Source organism: Bradyrhizobium paxllaeri (genome assembly GCF_001693515.2).
GTDB classification, from domain to species: domain Bacteria; phylum Pseudomonadota; class Alphaproteobacteria; order Rhizobiales; family Xanthobacteraceae; genus Bradyrhizobium; species Bradyrhizobium paxllaeri.
The window spans coordinates 1,209,015-1,224,815 of the sequence record NZ_CP042968.1; the positions used below are offsets into that span (position 1 = coordinate 1,209,015).

Annotated in this window: 13 protein-coding genes; 4 read left to right on the top strand and 9 right to left on the bottom strand. The window is 62.0% G+C overall.

Going from position 1 to position 15,801, the window contains the following annotated elements; translation table 11 throughout:
- Window positions 1-56: 56 nt before the first annotated feature.
- On the bottom strand, window positions 57-1,061 hold the full coding sequence (locus LMTR21_RS05675; RefSeq protein ID WP_065755654.1) for an alpha/beta fold hydrolase: 1,005 nt from the start codon (window positions 1,059-1,061) through the stop codon (window positions 57-59).
- A 262-nt stretch (window positions 1,062-1,323) separates the two neighbouring features.
- On the opposite strand from LMTR21_RS05675, the gene LMTR21_RS05680 reads away from it, so the two are divergent.
- Together LMTR21_RS05680 and LMTR21_RS05685 are read left to right on the top strand one after the other, a co-directional pair.
- On the top strand, window positions 1,324-1,947 hold the full coding sequence (locus tag LMTR21_RS05680) for a TetR/AcrR family transcriptional regulator (protein ID WP_246175195.1): 624 nt from the start codon (window positions 1,324-1,326) through the stop codon (window positions 1,945-1,947).
- Window positions 1,948-2,070: 123 nt separating this feature from the next.
- A complete protein-coding gene (locus tag LMTR21_RS05685; protein WP_065755655.1) occupies window positions 2,071-2,838 on the top strand; it encodes an SDR family oxidoreductase in 768 nt (255 codons plus the stop codon).
- Between the two features lie 72 nt (window positions 2,839-2,910).
- Here the strand turns inward: LMTR21_RS05685 and LMTR21_RS05690 are convergent, their stop codons facing one another.
- The 4 genes from LMTR21_RS05690 to LMTR21_RS05705 all read right to left on the bottom strand — a co-directional run bounded on the left by LMTR21_RS05690 (window position 2,911) and on the right by LMTR21_RS05705 (window position 6,499).
- The gene (locus LMTR21_RS05690) at window positions 2,911-3,885 is read right to left on the bottom strand and encodes a TRAP transporter substrate-binding protein (protein WP_065755656.1); all 975 of its coding nucleotides are present in this window, start codon (window positions 3,883-3,885) and stop codon (window positions 2,911-2,913) included.
- 13 nt (window positions 3,886-3,898) lie between these two features.
- Window positions 3,899-5,206, bottom strand: a complete 1,308-nt coding sequence (locus LMTR21_RS05695) for a TRAP transporter large permease (protein WP_065755657.1) — start codon at window positions 5,204-5,206, stop codon at window positions 3,899-3,901.
- A gap of 1 nt (window position 5,207) precedes the next feature.
- The gene (locus LMTR21_RS05700; protein WP_065755658.1) at window positions 5,208-5,753 is read right to left on the bottom strand and encodes a TRAP transporter small permease; all 546 of its coding nucleotides are present in this window, start codon (window positions 5,751-5,753) and stop codon (window positions 5,208-5,210) included.
- A 227-nt stretch (window positions 5,754-5,980) separates the two neighbouring features.
- Window positions 5,981-6,499 (bottom strand): GNAT family N-acetyltransferase, encoded by a 519-nt coding sequence (locus tag LMTR21_RS05705; RefSeq protein WP_065755659.1) that lies wholly within the window; start codon window positions 6,497-6,499, stop codon window positions 5,981-5,983.
- Window positions 6,500-6,616: 117 nt separating this feature from the next.
- Here LMTR21_RS05705 and LMTR21_RS05710 point away from each other — a divergent pair, with 117 nt between their 5' ends.
- Complete coding sequence (locus tag LMTR21_RS05710; RefSeq protein ID WP_065755660.1) at window positions 6,617-8,809, top strand: DUF3141 domain-containing protein; 2,193 nt, start codon at window positions 6,617-6,619, stop codon at window positions 8,807-8,809.
- A 28-nt stretch (window positions 8,810-8,837) separates the two neighbouring features.
- On the opposite strand, the gene LMTR21_RS05715 is transcribed toward LMTR21_RS05710, so the two are convergent.
- The 4 genes from LMTR21_RS05715 to pflB form a co-directional block, all read right to left on the bottom strand.
- Window positions 8,838-9,686, bottom strand: a complete 849-nt coding sequence (locus LMTR21_RS05715) for a formate/nitrite transporter family protein (protein WP_065755661.1) — start codon at window positions 9,684-9,686, stop codon at window positions 8,838-8,840.
- A 111-nt stretch (window positions 9,687-9,797) separates the two neighbouring features.
- Window positions 9,798-11,399, bottom strand: coding sequence for an aspartate:alanine exchanger family transporter (locus LMTR21_RS05720; protein ID WP_065755662.1), 1,602 nt, complete (start codon window positions 11,397-11,399; stop codon window positions 9,798-9,800).
- 26 nt (window positions 11,400-11,425) lie between these two features.
- On the bottom strand, window positions 11,426-12,253 hold the full coding sequence (gene pflA, locus LMTR21_RS05725; protein WP_065755663.1) for a pyruvate formate-lyase-activating protein: 828 nt from the start codon (window positions 12,251-12,253) through the stop codon (window positions 11,426-11,428).
- Window positions 12,254-12,271: 18 nt separating this feature from the next.
- A complete protein-coding gene (pflB, locus tag LMTR21_RS05730; protein WP_065755664.1) occupies window positions 12,272-14,539 on the bottom strand; it encodes a formate C-acetyltransferase in 2,268 nt (755 codons plus the stop codon).
- 287 nt (window positions 14,540-14,826) lie between these two features.
- On the opposite strand from pflB, the gene LMTR21_RS05735 reads away from it, so the two are divergent.
- Window positions 14,827-15,801 carry a phosphate acetyltransferase gene (locus LMTR21_RS05735; protein ID WP_065755665.1) on the top strand — a complete coding sequence of 325 codons (975 nt, stop codon included), beginning with the start codon at window positions 14,827-14,829 and terminating at the stop codon, window positions 15,799-15,801.

Consider the following 15,801-nt stretch of genomic DNA (forward strand, 5'->3'; position numbering starts at 1 on the left):
GCTGCCGGCAACAGCTACCGGTCGCGGCAAGGACGGTTGTTGGGAGGGGAGGGTTGTCATCGTCGGCTCGGCAGGTCTCGAATAAACTCCACCAGCGCGGTGCTGACCTCGTTCGGTCGCTCCTGCTGGGTCCAGTGGCCGCAGCCCGGAAGCATCTGAATCTTGCGCAGGCTGGGAACGAAATTCTTCTGGTTGGCGAGCAACTGGTCCGTGCCGGGTAAGGCGAGCAGGAAGTCGCGATCGCCGGCGATGTAGAGCGCCGGCACTGTCACCTGCAGGCCGGCCATCGCGCCGGTGATTTCCCAGTTGCGATCGATGTTGCGGTAATAGTTGAGCGCGCCGCGGAAGCCGGTGCGTTTGAATTCCTCGCCGTAAAAGTCGATGTCGCTTTCGTCGAGCCAGGATGGCAGGGTCTTGGGCGCGCCGGGTCCTTGCAGAAATCCGCCACCCTTCGGCACCATGCTGAGGTTCAGCGGAGGTCCGCCTGCAGCGACGGAAGCGCGTGCCGCAGCCACGCCGTCGCCGGACGCGCCGAACAGCATGTTGCGAATGGTTGCGCGCGGATCGCGTCCGAGCTCCGCTTCGGCGGGACCGGGCTCCATGAAATAGAGCTGATAGAATTGCGCAGTCTCCGTGCGCGGCATAAGACTTGTGGGCGGCGCCTTGCCGCGCGGGCGGAACGGGACGCTGAGCGCTGCGACCGCCCTGAACCGGTCGGGCCGCATCAGGGCCGCCTGCCAGGCGATGCTGGCGCCCCAGTCATGACCGACGATGACGGCGGTCGCTGCGCCCAGGACATCGAGAATGCCGACCATGTCGCCGACGAGATGCAGGATCGTGTACTGGTCGATCGCCTGCGGCGCATCGCTCTTGCCGTAGCCGCGCAGATCGGGCGCGACGACCCGGAATCCGGCAGCGGCCAGCGCGTCGATCTGATGCCGCCAGGAGAACCAGGATTCGGGGAAGCCGTGCACCAGCAGCACCAGCGGTCCTTCGCCCTGTTCAGCGATGTTGAGGCGGATGCCGTTGCACTCGATGATCCGTTGCGTCGTCCTGCTCATTTTTCCATCCCGTTCCGATGTTGCTGCGAATGCGCTTGACGAGATCGCGTCAGGGGCAATCCGCGATGCGAGCGGCGCCAATGCCGCGGCCAATAGCTGACGTCTGTTCATGGTGTTTCCTCCGGCCAGGCCTGCGCGCGGGCAGCGACTGGCGATGCCTTTACCGTCACCGTCGGTTTTGGTACTGTATGGTACCACAGGATTCGATATATGGTACCAATGGGTACCACGTCAAGCGGGAATGATGTCGATGAGTCCAAGGATGAAACCGCGTGAGGAGGAGGCCGATGGTGCCGCCGTCCGGAAGAGGATTCTCGGCGCGGCCATGGCGGCGTTCATGGAGGGCGGTTACGCGCAGACCAGCACGCTGGAGATCGCGACGCGTGCGCGCGTTTCGAAACGCGAGCTTTATTCGCTGTTCGGCAACAAGGAAGCGATGCTGGTCGCCTGCATCACCGAGCGCGCCCAGCGGTTGAAAGCGCCGGCCGATCTGCCCGAGCTGCGCGACAGGGAAACCCTGGCCAATGTGCTTATCGCCTTTGGAACGAAGCTTCTGACGGAAACGACCGATCCGGTCGTTGTCGCCGTGTTCCGGCTGGCGATCTCGGAAACCGTGCATGCGCCAAAGGTTGCGCAAGCCCTGGAATCGATCGCGCGCAAGCCAACGCGCGATTCATTGTGCGAGATCGTGGCAAAGGCGAGGGCAGCCGGGCTCTGCGATGGCGATGAAGTAGTGATGACCGAACAATTCCTGGGGCTGCTCTGGGGTGATCTGATGACCGGCCTGTTGCTTCAGGCGGCCGATCGCCCGGGCGCCGGCGAAATCGCGCGACGGGCGCGAGAGGCGACGATGGGGTTTCTAAGTATCCATCCGAAGCCCAGGTAACATCATCCGTCTTCGCCGGCAGGCGGATATTGCGATCTCGAATGATCTGCCGTTTTGGCTTGACCGCGGTGTGCGGTATTTCTACGTCCATTCGGATCCGTTCTTCATGAAGAAGGTTGTACCGTGGCATTTGAACTGTTCAATCTCGCCGGCAAACGAGCGCTCGTCACCGGATCGTCCCAGGGGATCGGGCTCGCTATCGCGCGGGGGCTCGCCGAGCACGGCGCTGCCGTCGTCCTGAACGGGCGGGAGCGCAGCAAGCTCGAGGCCGCCGCCGCGAGTCTGACCGCAGCCGGCTACGCAGTTGCGGTCGCCGGCTTCGATGTGACCGTCGCCGAGGATGTTCGCGAAGGCATTGCCACCATCGAACGGACCAATGGGCCGATCGATATTCTCGTCAACAATGCCGGCATGCAGTTTCGTACTCCGCTGGAGGATTTTCCCGCGGAGAAGTGGGAGCAATTGCTCAGGACCAATGTCTCGAGCGCCTTCTACGTCGGTCAGGCCGTCGCGCGCCACATGATCCCGCGCGGAAAGGGCAAGATCATCAACATCGCCTCCGTTCAGAGCGAGTTGGCGCGGCCGGGCATTGCCCCGTACACCGCGACCAAGGGAGCGATCAAGAACCTCACCCGCGGCATGTGCGCCGATTGGGCCAAACACGGGCTGCAGATCAATGCCATCGCGCCGGGCTACTTCAAGACTCCGCTGAACCAGGCGCTGGTCGATGATCCCGAATTTTCGGCGTGGCTGGAGAAACGGACGCCGGCCTCCCGCTGGGGCAATGTGGACGAATTGATTGGCGCTGCCGTTTTCCTGTCAGGAGATGCCTCGTCCTTCGTCAACGGTCACACGCTTTATGTCGACGGCGGCATCACGACCTGTCTTTGACCCGCTTCGGTCGCAAAAAAATAGCGTCCGGCGATCAACGCCGGACGCTACGAGCCCACAATAAGGAGGACCTTACTTCTTATACGTAGCGATCACGGCCTCGCCATCGGCGCCGGCCTTCTTGAGCCAATCGGCCGTCAACTGCTCGCCGATCTTCTCGAGTCCCGTCTTCAACGCCGGCGGTGGCGGCAGCACCTTCATCTTGTTGGCCTGAAGCTGTTCGAGATACCACTTCGCCTTTTCTTCCGCGAGCTTCCAGCCGCGTTCTTCGGCGACCGCCGCCGCCTTGAGGATCGCCTCCTGGGTCGGCTTGTCGAGTGCGTCGAACGCCGCCTTGTTCACGAAGGTGACGTTCTTCGGAATCCAGGCCTGCGTATCATAGAAATGCGTCATGGTTTCCCAGGACTTGCTGTCATAGCCCGTCGAGCCCGAGGTCATGAACGCGTTCACGACGCCGGTCGCCAGTGCCTGCGGCAGTTCGGCGGCCTGGATGGTGACGGGCTGTGCGCCGACAAGCTCGGCGATGCGCGAGGTGCCGACGTTATACGCGCGCCACTTCAGGCCTTTCATATCCTCAACCGTGTTGAGATCCTTCTTGGCATAGATGCCCTGCGGACCCCACGGCACCGCGAACAGCAGCATGAGTCCCTGCGAGGCGAGCTTCTTTTCGATCGCGGGTTTCGACGCGAGCCACAGCTTCTTGGCCGCCGGGTAGCTCGTCGACAGGAACGGGATGACGTCGATGCCGAACATCGGATCCTCGTTCTCGTGCAGCGAGATCAGGACCTCGCCCGCCTGCGCCTGTCCGGTCGCGACCGCGCGCTTGATTTCCGGCGCCTTGAACAGCGATGCCGCGGGATGCACGGTGATCTGCAGCTTGTTGCCGGTGGCGTCGGCAACGTCCTTCGCGAACGCAATCAGGTTCACCGAATGCGGATTGTCCGCCGGATAGGCCGCGGGAAGATTCCATTTTGTCTGCGCCATTGCGGGAGCGGCGAGCGCCGCGACGCAGGCGGCCAATGCGCAGGTCTTTATGAGTTTGAACATGACAAATACCTCTCTAGCCAGGGAACGCTATCCGCGGCAGCAGCATCACGATATCAGGAAAAACCGTGATGATGGCAACCGCCAGAACGAGCAAAAAGAAGAACGGCAGGGCGGCCTTGGCGACCGTGTTGGAATCCTTGCCGCTCATGGTCTGCAGGACGAACAGGTTGAAGCCGACGGGCGGAGAGACTTCCGCCATTTCCACCACCAGCACCAGGAAAATGCCGAACCAGACCAGATCGAAGCCGGCCTGCTTCACCATCGGAATGACGATGGCGGTGGTCAACACGATCATGGAAATGCCGTCGAGCGCCGTGCCGAGCACGATATACATCACGGTGAGCGCCGCGATCAGCGCATAGGGGCTGAGCTGGAGGCTGTTGACCCAGCTCGCGAGCGCCAGGGGGATGCCGGTATAGGCCATCGACGTGCCCATGTAGGAGGCGCCGGCCAGGATCAGCAGGATCATGCAATTGACGCGCGTCGCGCCCATCACGCTCGCCCAGAACGATTCCCAGCTCAGCGCGCCTTGCCACCATGCGATCGCGAGCGATCCCAACACGCCCCAGGCGGCGCATTCCGTCGCCGTCGCCCAGCCCATCAACAGCGACAGAAAGACGAAAATGATCAGCAGCAGGCATGGAATAAGATTGAGCGATTCCGAGATGCGCTTGCGAAAGCTCATCGGTGGCTCGGCCGGCGGCGTGCGGTTCGGATTGGCGAGCGACCAGATTCCGATGTAGCCGGAATAGAGTGCCATCACCAGCAGGCCCGGCAGAAATCCGGCGAGGAAGACCTGAATGATGGAGACGTTCGCCTGCACCGCATAGACCACCATGGTGATCGACGGCGGAATGAGAATGCCGAGCGTGCCTGCACCGGCCAGGGATCCCAAGCTCAGGTTTTCGTCATAGCCGCGCTTTTTCAATTCGGGCAGGGCGATCTTGGCAACCGTCGCGCAGGTCGCGGCTGACGATCCCGACACCGACCCGAACACGCCGCAGGCGAGCACGTTGACGTGCATGAGCCGGCCCGGCAGCCAGTTCAGCCACGGCGCAAATCCGCGGAACATTTCCTCCGACAGGCGCGTGCGAAACAGAATTTCACCCATCCAGATGAAGAGCGGCAATGCCGCGAGCGACCAGGACGCGCTGTTGCCCCACACGGTGGTCGCCAGCACGCTGCCGGCCGGAATGGCGCCGCCGGCGAATTGCATGCCGGCCCATCCCGTCGCCATCAGGGCGACGCCGATCCAGACGCCGGCACCGAGCAGCAGCGCAAGGAATCCGAGCAGGATGGCGGCGATGGAGAGCAGCTCCATGTCAGACCCCGCTCTGCATGGCGCGCTCGACGATTTCCTCGGCACTTTGCGGCTTGGGCAATTCGTAGCGCGGCGTAAAGCCGCGCAGCACATGGATCAGCTCATCCACGAAGGCGATGAAAAGAATGACGAGACCGCCGCTGTAGCCGAGCTGCGGAATCCATAGCGGCACCGCGATCACGCCTTGCGAAATGTCGGAGAACTTCCACGACTGCCACGTCATGATAGCCGCATGCCAGGCGAAGAAGCCGATGAAGCCGACGCCGACCAGAAGCGCTGCGATCTCGACATAGTGGCGGACATTGTCGCTGAGACGGTCGATCACAAGGCCGACGCGTATCATCTCGCCGTGTTTGAACGTGTGTGCCAGCCCGAGGAAGGCGGTCGCCGCCATGCACCAGGAGATGAAATCGTCGCCCGCGGGAATATTGATACCGAGCGGCCGGCCACCCGACAGCAGCAGCATCAGCACAAAAATCGCAATGAGGAAAAGTCCGGCGAGATAGCCGGAGAAAAGGTAAAGCCGATCAAGAAACACGCGGATCATATTTAGGTCCTTACCCCCTCGCACGCTTATCACCCGGAAGCAATAGACGTACCAATTCCTGTAGCCGTTCCCGTCCAGAAGGGCCTGCCGATCCTGGATGGCTGAAATCAGCCCCCAGAAGAGGGCGCAGGTTTCCGGAGTTGTGTCAGGACGTCAAGGCGGGAGCGGGCAAATCCTGCGGATCCTCGCGGGAAGGGCAGTCCGCCTTTCGTCGGATTGCAGTGCGTTCAGAGTGTGAACGCGAGATGCACAACCTGTGGGTCGCTGCCACGGCGGGCCTGGAAGCCGAATTTGCTGAACACCTTTCGCATCGCGGCGTTCTCGGGCAGGACCTCGGCGATCAACTCCTTCAGCCCCGCCTTGCGGGCGATGACGGCGAGATGACGCATCAGCAGCGTGCCGATGCCCTGGCCCTGATAGTCGTCGATCACGACAAAGGCGATCTCGGCCTTGCCGGGCTCGTTGACGATGTAACGTCCACCGCCGACGATGACCTTGCGTCCGTCTTCCTCGGCAAGCGCGACGAGGGCGATGTGATCGGCAAAATCGATGTTCATGAAGAAGGCGATCTCCTTCTCCGAGAAACCGCGCTTCACCACGAAGAAGCGGCGTTGCAGCGATTGCGTACCGGTGCGGCCGATGGCCGCCAGCATGTCGTCCTTGTCACCGGGCCGCAAGGCGCGGATTTCGATCCCGCGGCCGTCACGCAAGCGTTCGGTAGCGGAGTAATTTTCGCTTGCCGTCATCGAACTTCCTCCCGGCCCAAGCAAGGACGGCGAGCGCGCGGGCGGGATTGACCTAAATCAAAGTCCGCCTGGTCCGGACCGCCTTCTATCCGGACTGCCGGTAGAAGGATCGAAATCATGACTTTGGAAAAGCCGGAACTGCCGGGCGGTGCGATGTCCGGGCTCGTTGCCAACGCGGTCGAATACATGGTGGATGCCGGACAGCGCAGCGTGCTGTTCCTCGACATCATGCGTCAGCGTGGCGATCAGTATCGGGACCATGTCGCCCAAACCGCGCCGCATGTCCTGTCCTATGCCGCGGAACTGATCATCGACGGCCGGAAGCTCGATCAGCCCGTCAACTACGCGCTGGTGCGCATCATCCCGCCCAAGGGCGTGGAGATCGACCCCAAGCGCCGCCCCTTTGTCGTGGTCGACCCGCGTGCCGGTCACGGTCCCGGCATCGGCGGCTTCAAGGCTGACAGCGAGATCGGCGTCGCCATGAAGGCGGGCCATGCCTGCTACTTCATCGGATTCCTGCCGGAACCGATGCCGGGCCAGACGATCGAGCGGATCGCGCGTGCCGAAGCGATCTTCATCGAAAAGGTGATCGAGCGACACCCGGAGGCCGATGGCAAGCCGTGCGTGATCGGCAACTGCCAGGCCGGCTGGGCCGTGATGATCCTCGCTTCGCTGCGGCCCGAACTGTTCGGTCCGCTGATTATCGCCGGCGCGCCGCTGGCCTATTGGGCCGGCGTCCACGGCAAATACCCGATGCGCTATTCGGGCGGCCTGCTCGGCGGAAGCTGGCTCACGGCGCTCACCAGCGATCTCGGCGCCGGGAAGTTCGACGGCGCCTGGCTGGTGCAGAATTTCGAGAACCAGAATCCCTCGAACACGCTTTGGACCAAGCAGTACAACGTTTATTCCAAGGTCGATACCGAGGCCGACCGCTATCTTGAGTTCGAGCGCTGGTGGGGCGGCCACGTCAATCTGAACGCCGAGGAGATCCAGTTCATCGTCGATGAGCTCTTTGTCGGCAACAATCTCGCCGCCGGTCGTGTGAAGATGTCCGACGGGACCGCGGTCGACCTGCGCCAGATCAGGTCTCCGATCGTGGTCTTCTGTTCCAAGGGCGACAACATCACCCCGCCGCAGCAGGCGCTGCACTGGATTCTCGACCTCTATGCCGACGTCGATGACATCAGGGCCTACGGACAGACGATCGTCTACACGGTGCATGAGACGATAGGACATCTCGGCATCTTCGTTTCCGGCGGCGTCGCCAAGAAGGAGCATGCCGAGTTCTCCAGCAACATCGACCTGATCGATGTGTTGCCGCCCGGCCTGTATGAAGCGACATTCGAGGCGAGGGGCTCCGACACGACCAATGACGAACTTACGGTCGGGCAATGGGTCATGCGCTGCGAGGCGCGTACGCTTGAAGATATCAGAGCGATGGGAGGGAATTCGCCGGAGGACGAGCGCCGCTTCGAAACCGCCAAGCGCGTCTCGGAGAGGAACCTCGAGGCTTACCGGAAGTACGTGCAGCCCTGGGTCAAATCGATGGTCACGCCGCAGATGGCGGAGATGATGCGCAACTGGCATCCGCTCCGGCTGCAATACGAGGCGTTCAGCAGCAAGAATCCGTTCATGACCGCGGTGGAGAACGCGGCAGACAAGGCGCGCGAGGAGCGCAAGCCGGTCGCCGACGACAATCCCTTCTTCGCCCTCCAGGAAAGGGTATCGAAGCAGATCGTCAGCTCGCTCGATCAATGGCGCGACCAGCAGGAAGCGCTCAGTGAGGCGATGTTCCTGGCGATCTATGGGTCGCCGGCATTGCAAACCGCTGTTGGCGTCGATCCGCAATCCACCCCCTCGCGCCTTCGCGAGATGGACCCGAAGCATCGCGAGTATCTGCAGGCCCGCATCTCCGAACTGAAATCGAAAATCGGCACCGGTGGCCTGAGGGAAGCCGGCCTCCGCGCGCTGCTGTATGTCGGGTCGGCCCGCGGCATGGTCGACGAACGCAGCCTTGAGGCGCTGCGGCGGCTTCGCCGGGCCGACGAGTCCGCGCGGCTGACGCTCGCCGAGTTCAAGACGCTGGTGCGCGAGCAGTTCTTCATGCTGCTGATCGATCGGGACGCCGCGCTTGCCGCCATTCCAAAACTCCTGCCCAACCACAAGGACGAGCGTCGCAAGACCTTTGCGGCGATCCAGGAGGTGCTGTCGGCCAGCGCTGAAATATCGGGCGAGGTGGCAAAGCGCCTGAAACAGGTGGCCGGGCTGTTCGGGCTCGATGAGGGGCATACGGCAAAGAAGGCATCGTAGAAGCAGATCGCTGAGGACGAACCAGTCCTCAGCGTTGCTTCGCTGCCCGGTAGATCATCCAATAAACGAAGCCGACCAGACCGGATCCGCCGACGATGTTTCCGAGCGTCACGGGCACCAAATTGTGCACAATTCCCGCGAGCGTTATTGACGAGGCGTCGAAGCCGGCCGGTACGCCGCCGGTTTGCGTCAGCAGCCACGCCAGCGGCAGGAAATACATGTTGGCGACACAGTGCTCGAACCCCGCAGCTATGAAGGCGGAGATCGGCAATATGAGCGCGACAATCTTGTCGGTGACCGACCGCCCCGCATAAGCCAGCCACACAGCCAGGCAAACCAGCAAATTGCACAGGATGCCTTTGACAAACAGCGTGAAGCTATCAGGCTGTATTTTTGCCACGGCAGTATTCAGTATCGACAGGCCGATGCGGCCGCCGTTCATATCGAGATGGTGAGAAAAGAAGACCAACAAGACCAGGCCAAGCGCACCGGCGAGGTTGCCGAAATACACAATGACCCAGTTGGCCAGCATCTCCTTCATTGACACGCTACCGCTCGCCCAGGCCATGACGATCAGGTTATTTCCGGTGAAAAGCTCGGCGCCGCCCACCAGAACCAATGCCAGCCCCAACGAGAATACCAATCCACCCAGGACCCGCGTTGTGGCGAAACCGAGCTCGGCATCGCTGGCGACGATCGTATAGTACAGGGCGCCCAACCCGATGCTTCCACCTGCAATAACCGCCAGCATGAAGGAAGCCAGGAACGGGAGTCTTGTCTTCTTGACGCCAACCTTCTCGATTGCCTCCTTGATCTCGGCCGCACTGTAGGCGTTCAGGCTAAAGAGGGGCGGTTGCTGTGCCTCTTTATCCGACATGCTGTCTCTCCTGTTTCCTGCTCGCCGCCGTGAGCGAGGAGCGCGTTCGGTAAGGTGGGGTGCAGTCGGCTGGAGTTCAGCGACGCACGGCCGTTCGATTTCGGCCGCCGGTCAGTTGGCGCTGTTTGCCACCGTCAGGAGGCCGACAATCTGTATCGCGATCACCTTCACCAGCGTCATTGACGGGAAGATCATGGCGTAACCGATGTCGGGCCGCTCGGTCGGGGCCATCTTGGTCGAATAGACGAGGATGGCGGGATTGCCGGTCGCGCCCGAAGCCACGCCGACGAGATCATCATAGGGAATTCGCATGACGTAATGACCAACCAGCAAGACGATCGCTACCGTGGTGAGGAGAACGGCAGCGCCAATGAACAGCATGGTGAAGCCGGATTCGGCGACGGTGCGGACAAAGGGCTGGCCGGCGTTGACGCCGACGGTGGCAAGAAACATCGCAAGGCCGAAGTTTCGCAGCACGATGTTGGCTGGAAGCGGCATGGTCCACAGCATAGGCCCGGTGCGGCGCAACTTTCCGAGAATGAGCGCAACGATAAGCGGCCCACCACCGATACCGAGGGTCACGATACCTACGCCCGGAATCGGGATCGGGATCAAGCCGAGCAGAACGCCAAGCACCATCCCGAGCCCGAGGGACACATAGCTGAACTCGGCGGTTGCCTTGACCGTATCGCCGAAGTGCTTGCGTATGTCTTCCTTGCGATCCGGCGGCGTCAATACGCCGACCCGATCGCCAAATTCGAGCATCAGGTCGGGCGAAGGCACGAGGTCGGCATCATAGCGCCGAACGTGCAGCAGATGCGCCGGAACGCCCGATGGCATCGGGAGGCTGGAAAGCGGAATGCCCACCACGCTCGCCTTGCCGACGAAGACCCTGATGTAGTCCAGGTCGGCCCGGTCGCTGGCGAGCCGGCCCGGCTCGAGCTTTCCGAGCCTGGCGGCGGCGTTCGCAATGGCCTCCTGGCTGTCGGCCACGACCAGCACCGCATCGCCGGCGGACAAAACCGTATCATCCCCGGGAACGATATTCTGCTTCGCCTTGCGAACCATCGTCACCTGGACGCCTTTGAGAAACTCCTTGGTCAATTCGCCGAGCGTGCGGCCGGCAAAGCCCGCGCCGATGGAAATCTCGCCCATGTGAAAGCGCTGCACCTTCGCCGGAAATTTCGGCTGCACCATCCGCGTCATGAAATAGATGCACAGAATCGGGCCGATGACGCCGAACGGATACGCAATCGAATATCCGATCGACGGATCCTTGGTCTTGGTGACGTCAAGGGCAGCCTGCAGCGTTGCCGTGCTCGTCATCGATCCGGCATAGATGCCCAGTGTGTGACCGATCTTGACGCCGAAGATCTGCCCGAGCCCGAGTGCCATGCCAAGGCCCGCCAGGCACGCTACCAGCGCAAGCAGATTATATTTTTGCCCGGAGCCGACCATGCCCTCAAAGAACTGTTTGCCGTAGAGAATTCCGATGCCGTAAAGGAACATGATCAGGCCGGTAAGACCGATGGGGCCTGTAATCTGGGCCTTCGGCGCGAATGCACCGATGGCGAGGCCAACGAACAGCACGGCGCCCACACCGAGCGAGAAGCCGCCGATACTGATCTGGCCGACGAGATAGCCGACACCGATCGCGAGAAATGCCGTCAGGATCGGCTGACTACCGATGATATCGCGGGCAAGGTCCAACATCTGCTTCTCCGGATTGGTGTGATCTGTTAGCGGGCGCGGCAGCCCGCATCGCGAAACTGGCCGAGAACCCGGTTCACCAGCTCGCGGCTGGGAGGCGGCGTATCCTTGTGCTTGTAGTCGATGCCCATCGCCTTCCACTTGAACGAACCCATCTGGTGGAAGGGCTGCACTTCGACCCATTCGACGTTCTTCATGGGCGCAACAAACTTCGCGATGCCTTCGACATTGGCGGGATCGTCGGTGAGGCCCGGCACCAGCGTGAAGCGGACCCAGACCGGTTTGGAGATCGACGCGAGGCGGTCTGCGAAGCGCAACGTCGGCGCGATGTCCCGCCCCGTGACCCTGCGGTAGGTATCCGGATCCGAACTCTTGATATCGAGCAGCACCAGGTCGACGACCGAGAGAAATGAGTCATCGGCGCGATCGCCGAGGAAGCCCGAGGTCTCGATGGCCGTGTGCAGGCCCATTTCCTTGGCGCCGGCGAAGATGCGCTTGATGAAAGCGAGCTGCACCATCGCCTCGCCGCCCGAGATCGTCAGTCCTCCATTGATGCTTCGCAGCGCCGGAGCAAATTCGCCGAGACGGCGCAGCACCTGCTCGGCCGATACGTAGGTCCCGTCCTTGAGATGCCAGGTATCGGGGTTGTGGCAATAGGTGCAACGGAGCAGGCAGCCCGATACGAACAGCACGACCCGCAGGCCGGGACCGTCGTACCGGGATGACGTTTCGTAGGAATGGCAGTACCCGAACGCGCCTTGCTCGTCCTTGAACTTGTCCTCATCGGGAGCGTCGGGCGAGGCGCCCGTACGCAGGTCGTGACGGCTTCCCGATTCGAGTGCACCCGGAGTCGACATCGATGACCCCTTTGGGACTCAGATCTGGCCGTGGAAGGTGCGGCTGATCACGTCCCTTTGCTGTTCCGGCGTCAGGCGAACGAAATTGACAGCGTAGCCCGACACGCGGATCGTGAGTTGCGGATACTTGTCCGGATTCTTGATGGCGTCTTCCAGCGTCTCCCTGTCGATCACGTTCAGGTTCATGTGGAAGCCGCCGCGCCCGAAATAGAGGTCGAAGGCCTTGGTGGCTTCTTCGACAAGCTGGGTTTCGGAGAGATGCGCCTTCTGCGGAGCGACGGAAACGGTGTAGCTGATACCGTCGAGCGAATCCTTGTAGGGTAGCTTTGCGACCGAGAGGCAGGAGGCAAGCCAGCCATGGCTGTCGCGGCCATGCATCGGGTTCGCACCAGGCCCAAACGGCTCACCCTTGCGGCGGCCGTCGGGCGTGTTGCCCGTGGCCTTTCCGTAGACGACATTCGAGGTGATGGTGAGGACGCTTTGCGTGTGCGTCGCATTCCGGTAGGTCGGATGCTTGCGGATCTTCTGCATGAAGCTCGTCACGATTGCCGAGGCGATCTGATCGACACGGTCATCATTGTTGCCGAACTGCGGGGTCGATATGTTTCCTTCGTTCTGGTAGTCGACCACCAGGCCGGTCGCGTCACGGGCGACGCGAATCTTTCCGTACTTGATGGCGGCAAGGCTGTCGGCAACCACCGACAGGCCGGCGATCCCAAACGCCATGGTGCGGAGGATGTCACGATCGTGCAGCGCCATCTCCAGCCGCTCGTAGAAGTACTTGTCATGCATGTAGTGGATGCAGTTCATGGCATGCACATAGGTCCTGGCGAGCCATTCCATGGTCGAATCGAATTTTGCCATGACGTCGTCATAGTTGAGGACATCGCCGGCAACCGGCATGCTCTGCGGCGCGACTTGTTCGCCGGTAACCTCATCGCGGCCGCCATTGATGGCGTAGAGCAGGGCCTTTGCGAGGTTCACGCGGGCGCCGAAGAACTGCATCTGCTTGCCGAGTCGCATGGCCGAAACGCAGCAGGCGATCGCATAGTCATCGCCCCAGTACGGCCGCATCAGGTCGTCGTTCTCGTACTGCAGCGATGAGGTGTCGCGGCTCACCTTGACACAGAAGCGCTTGAAAGCCGCCGGCATGTGAGTGGACCACAGCACCGTGATGTTCGGCTCGGGCGCGGGCCCGAGATTGGTCAGCGTGTGGAGCATGCGGTAGCTGCTCTTGGTCACCAGCGCTCGGCCATCGAGGTCCATGCCGCCGACGCATTCGGTCGCCCAATAGGGATCGCCGCTGAACAGCGCGTCGTAGTCGGGCGTGCGCAGGAAGCGCACGATACGCAGTTTCTGCACCAGTTGATCCCAAAGTTCCTGCGCGCCTGCTTCGTCGAGGGCGCCTTCCTTCAGATCGCGCTCGATGTAGATATCGAGGAAGCTCGAGATGCGTCCGATCGACATCGCTGCGCCGTTGGCTTCCTTGATCGCACCGAGATAGGCAAAGTAGGTCCACTGGAACGCTTCCCGCGCGTTCATCGCGGGCTGCGTGATGTCGTGACCGTAGAGCTTCGCCATCGATGCGAGGTCTTGCAGCGCACGCATTTGCTCGGCGAGCTCCTCGCGCATGCGAATGACCTCGTCTGTCGGCCACATGTCGTCGATCTGGGCGCGTTCCTGGCGCTTGACCTCCAGCAGGCGGTTGATCCCGTAAAGCGCGACCCTGCGATAATCACCAATGATGCGCCCGCGGCCGTAGGCGTCGGGAAGGCCGGTGATGATGCCGGATCGACGGCAATTCATGATTTCGGGCGTATAGGCATCGAACACGCCGTCATTGTGCGACTTGCGGTATTTGGTGAAGGCTTCGTGGACCTTGGCATCCGGCTCGAACCCCGCCGCCTTGAGGCCCGTTTCCACCATGCGCAGCCCGCCAAACGGGAAAATCGCCCGCTTGAACGGCTGGTCCGTCTGAAGGCCGACGATCACCTCGTTGTCCCGGTCGATGTAGCCGGCCGGATGCGCCAGCAAGGTCGACGGATTCTGTGCGTCCACTGCAAGGACACCTTTTTTCCGCTCGTCGGCAAAGTAGGGCTGCAGCTTGGCCCACACCGCCTTGGTACGCTGCGATGCTGGAGCGAGAAACTTTTCATCCCCCGCGTAGGAAGTGACGTTGCGGACGATGAAGTCGCGCACGTTGATCGTGGATGACCAGTCGCCGGGCTGGAAGCCTCTCCAGCTATCCGTCTTGGCATCCTGCTTGAGCGCTGCGCTACCCTTCATGATGCGTCTCCCTCCCGAGAAATTGGTTCAGGCCCGGCCGGCGGTACCATGTTGTTTTCCGCATGCTAGAGGAGGCGCGCCAGCGCTCCGCTTGATCTATGTCAAGCCGGAGCGAGACCTTGGCCGTTCGTCAGCCAAAATTTGTGCAGCGGTCGCTTTGGTGCGGTCGGCTTCCACGGCCCGCCTCGTGCAGCAGACGCTTGACCTAGATCAACGTCACCATGGCGGCGCGCTCCAAGGTCCGATGATTAAGTGGATCGATGCTGCCAACTTGTCGGAGCAAAATAATGAGCACCAAGCCAGCCGCAGCGATGGGGACGCAACCAGTGTCAAAGTACGACAAGCTTATCGCGGCCGCGAAAGGCGTTCCGACGGTGTCGACCGTTGTGGTGCATCCCTGCGACGAGAGTTCGTTACGCGGCGCGATCGAGTCCGCGGAGGCCGGGATCATCAAGGCGATCCTTGTCGGACCGGCGTCCAGGATCAGGGACGCAGCCGCCAAGCACAATCTGAACATCTCGGGCTGTGAAATCGTCGATACGCCGAACACGGAGGCGGATGCAGCTACCAAGGGCGTTGAACTGATCCACCAGGGCAAGGGCGAGGTCCTGATGAAGGGCAGCCTGCACACCGACGAGATCATGCGCGCGGTCACTGCAAAAGTCGGCGGACTGCGAACCGACCGTCGTATCAGCCATGTCTTCGTCATGGACGTGCCGGCCTACGCCGATACCGTGTTCGTCACCGATGCGGCGATCAACATCGCCCCGGACCTCGACGCCAAGCGGGACATCATCCAGAACGCCGTCGATCTTTTTAATCAGGCAGGTTTCGGCACGACGCCGCGGGTCGCGATCCTGTCCGCGGTCGAGACGGTCACCTCGAAGATTCCGTCCACCATCGAGGCCGCCGCGCTGTGCAAGATGGCCGACCGCAAGCAGATCACCGGAGCGTTGCTCGACGGACCGCTCGCCTTCGACAACGCGATCGACCTCGAGGCCGCCCGCATCAAGGGCATCAAGTCGGAGGTCGCAGGCCGCGCGCAGATCCTGGTCGTGCCCGATCTGGAGTCCGGCAACATGCTGGCAAAGAACCTCACCTATTTCGCCAAGGCTGATGGTGCGGGCGTCGTGCTCGGCGCGCGCGTGCCCGTCGTGCTGACGTCGCGGGCGGATTCGCCGCGGTCGCGGATGGCGTCCGCTGCCATTGCCGCCCTTCAGGCCAATGCGCGCCGCAAAACCACTCCAATCGCCGCAGCGTGA

Coding starts and splice junctions, on each gene's coding strand:
- LMTR21_RS05695 (WP_065755657.1), bottom strand. CDS start 5,206: ATGGAGCTGCTCTCCATCGCCGCCATCCTGCTCGGATTCCTTGCGCTG.
- LMTR21_RS05680 (WP_246175195.1), top strand. CDS start 1,324: ATGAAACCGCGTGAGGAGGAGGCCGATGGTGCCGCCGTCCGGAAGAGG.
- LMTR21_RS05715 (WP_065755661.1), bottom strand. CDS start 9,686: ATGTCGGATAAAGAGGCACAGCAACCGCCCCTCTTTAGCCTGAACGCC.
- LMTR21_RS05705 (WP_065755659.1), bottom strand. CDS start 6,499: ATGACGGCAAGCGAAAATTACTCCGCTACCGAACGCTTGCGTGACGGC.
- LMTR21_RS05720 (WP_065755662.1), bottom strand. CDS start 11,399: ATGTTGGACCTTGCCCGCGATATCATCGGTAGTCAGCCGATCCTGACG.
- pflB (WP_065755664.1), bottom strand. CDS start 14,539: ATGAAGGGTAGCGCAGCGCTCAAGCAGGATGCCAAGACGGATAGCTGG.
- LMTR21_RS05690 (WP_065755656.1), bottom strand. CDS start 3,885: ATGTTCAAACTCATAAAGACCTGCGCATTGGCCGCCTGCGTCGCGGCG.
- LMTR21_RS05675 (WP_065755654.1), bottom strand. CDS start 1,061: ATGAGCAGGACGACGCAACGGATCATCGAGTGCAACGGCATCCGCCTC.
- pflA (WP_065755663.1), bottom strand. CDS start 12,253: ATGTCGACTCCGGGTGCACTCGAATCGGGAAGCCGTCACGACCTGCGT.
- LMTR21_RS05700 (WP_065755658.1), bottom strand. CDS start 5,753: ATGATCCGCGTGTTTCTTGATCGGCTTTACCTTTTCTCCGGCTATCTC.
- LMTR21_RS05710 (WP_065755660.1), top strand. CDS start 6,617: ATGACTTTGGAAAAGCCGGAACTGCCGGGCGGTGCGATGTCCGGGCTC.
- LMTR21_RS05735 (WP_065755665.1), top strand. CDS start 14,827: ATGAGCACCAAGCCAGCCGCAGCGATGGGGACGCAACCAGTGTCAAAG.